Consider the following 2,297-nt stretch of genomic DNA (forward strand, 5'->3'; position numbering starts at 1 on the left):
CGGGGCGACGCTGGTCGGAGCGCCCGCCGAGGTGGGCGAGCCGGGATGGCCGGGCGGCGATGCGGCGGGCGCCGGGTGGCCGGGTGGCGCCGGTTCGGGGGCCGGGGTGGCCGGCGGCGAGTGGCCGGGTGGCGCTGGTTCGGGGGCCGGGGTGGCCGGCGCTGGACCGGGTGGTGCCGGGCGGGCCGGTGCCGATGCCGGCACTGGGTGGTCCGGCGGTGCGACCGGTTCCGCGCCGGACGAGTCCGCTTCGCAAGCCGCCGTGGTGTGGTTGCGGCTGGCGGCCGGAGCGGCCGCGGTCGTTCTCGTCGTGCTTGCCCTGCTCAACCCCGCGCGGCTGCCGCACCCAGTGTCCACCGTGACGCTCGGGGGTGACTCCGCCGGCGCGCCCGTCGAGGTCGATCTCAGCAAGCCCGTCGTGCTGACCGGGCCCGGCAAGCCGGGTCGCGTTGCGCTGGCGCTTTCCGCCGCCGGGATTCCGCTCGGGTCCGCGTCCGCCGAGGCGAAGCCCGAGGGCAACGGCTTCAGCGCCGAACTCACCCTTCCGGGGGTCGCCCGGTGGATCGTCGGGGGTGCCGTCACCGCCGAGGTGCGGACCGACTCGGCCACGCAGACCTTCACCCTGCTCACCAGTCAGCACCCGCTGGCCAGCGCGATGGGCGCGGGCAGTCTCATCCTGGCGCTGTTCGCGCTCGCCTACCTCGAATCGGGGCTGCGGACGATCCGCAACGGCCACCGCTGGCGGGGCGCGGCCGTCGGCGGCCCCGTGCTGGGCCTGCTGTTCGGCGCCGCGGTGTGGCTGTGCGTGTCCGTGCTGCGGGTGCACGAGCCGTCGCCGGGGTTCGGGGCCGGGTGTGCGGTGGCCGGCGCGGTGGCGGCCGGGCTGGTCGTCGCGGCGGCGCGGCGCCGGGCGTCCACAGTGGTCAGTCGACCATCCGCACGGTGACGTGCGGGCTGTAGCTCTTGCGCCGGCTCCACCCCAGTTCGGCGCACAGGCTCAGCTGGATGGCGCGGTCCGCGGGCGCCCAGTAGCCGGTGCGGACGAAGTAGCCCTCCATCGTGTTCAGCGCGCCGAGGCTCTTGCGCGCCGAGCACATCTCCCAGCCCCACTGGCGCCCGGTCTTCTCGACGCCGTTGCGGCGCACGGAGATCCGCGGGTTCCCGACCGCGCGGATGTCGGCGTCGCCCTCGGAGACGTAGACGACGCCGTCGATCTTGTAGAACCGGTTGTTGTCCAGCAGGGACACCTGCCCGGAGAGGGTGATCTCGACCCGGGCGCCTTCGTCGCCCGTGAGCGTCCAATCGAGACAGTATTCCTGAACCGGGAGTTCCAGCGACTGGGTCATGACGAGTTTCCCCTGTTCTCACTGAGCGTCCCTTCCAGAAGATAGGGATTTTCCGGACGCCGGGAAGGTCTTCGGGCGATCTTCACCCGAAGCGGTTCCGGCGACGAATGCCTTGGCGCGCATGGGTTTTCAGGCGATGGAGTGACCCGGGGCGCGGCCGGGTGGTCTTCGGCGTGTCTGTCACCCTGCGTAAGGTAAAGGAACCATTACCTTCGCTGGGACGTTGGCGGGTCATGAGTGAGCCCACTGTCATCGAGCTCGGCCGGCGCGACCTGCTCGTCGTGGCGGGGTTGCCGGGAGCGGGGAAGACGACCATGCTCCGCCACGCCGCCGCCGGGCTGCCGGTGCTGGACTCCGACCAGGTGCGGGAAAGATTGGGGGCGCTGGTTCCGGCTTTGCCGTACCGCTGGTACCGGCCGGTGGTGCACGCGTGGCACCGGGCGCGGATCGTCGCGCGGGCGCTCGGTGAGGACGGGCCGGTCGTGGTCCACGAGCCGTCCACGCGGGCTTCGACCCGGGCGTTGCTGGCGCTGGTCGGGGTGGTGAGCGGGCGGTCGGTGCGGTTGTTGTTCCTCGACGTGCCTGCGGAGGTTGCGCTCGCCGGGCAAGTGAGCCGGGGGCGGGTGGTTCGGGCTCGGTCTTTTCGTCGGCACGTTCGGCGGGTGGGGAAGTGGCGGGTGGGGTTGCTGGCTGATCGGGTTCCGGCTGGGTGGCGGAGTGTTCAGGTTGTTGATCGGGGTTGGGCCTCGCGGGCTCGGTTGGTTGTTGCGGGGGGTGTTGAGGTGGGGTGATCCGGGGTGCCCTGGCGGGCACGCGAGAAGCTTCGGCGAGTGGCCTTGGTGTCCTGCCGGGTATTTGAAAGCCGTCGTAAGGTCGCCTTGGGGACCCCGCCGACCCGAACGCCGGATTGTTCAACGGCCGGCACGCCGTGTCAAGGCGGGAAAGCGTGCC

The 2,297-nt window shown here is 72.1% G+C and carries 2 protein-coding genes and 1 pseudogene; 2 read left to right on the top strand and 1 reads right to left on the bottom strand.

The window, feature by feature from the left end; genetic code table 11:
- Positions 1-946: pseudogene (locus ACWEVN_RS47590) on the top strand (hypothetical protein); the annotation flags it as partial.
- Here ACWEVN_RS47590 and ACWEVN_RS47595 read toward each other — a convergent pair.
- Positions 924-1,346: a hypothetical protein gene (locus ACWEVN_RS47595; protein WP_452055677.1), complete on the bottom strand. Its 423-nt coding sequence runs from the start codon at positions 1,344-1,346 to the stop codon at positions 924-926. The pseudogene ACWEVN_RS47590 and the gene ACWEVN_RS47595 overlap by 23 nt on opposite strands.
- Before the next feature lie 233 nt (positions 1,347-1,579).
- Between ACWEVN_RS47595 and ACWEVN_RS47600 the strand changes: the two genes are divergently transcribed.
- Positions 1,580-2,137 carry an AAA family ATPase gene (locus ACWEVN_RS47600; RefSeq protein WP_452055678.1) on the top strand — a complete coding sequence of 186 codons (558 nt, stop codon included), beginning with the start codon at positions 1,580-1,582 and terminating at the stop codon, positions 2,135-2,137.
- Positions 2,138-2,297 lie beyond the last annotated feature (160 nt).

It is taken from the genome of Amycolatopsis sp. NPDC003861, assembly GCF_053605405.1.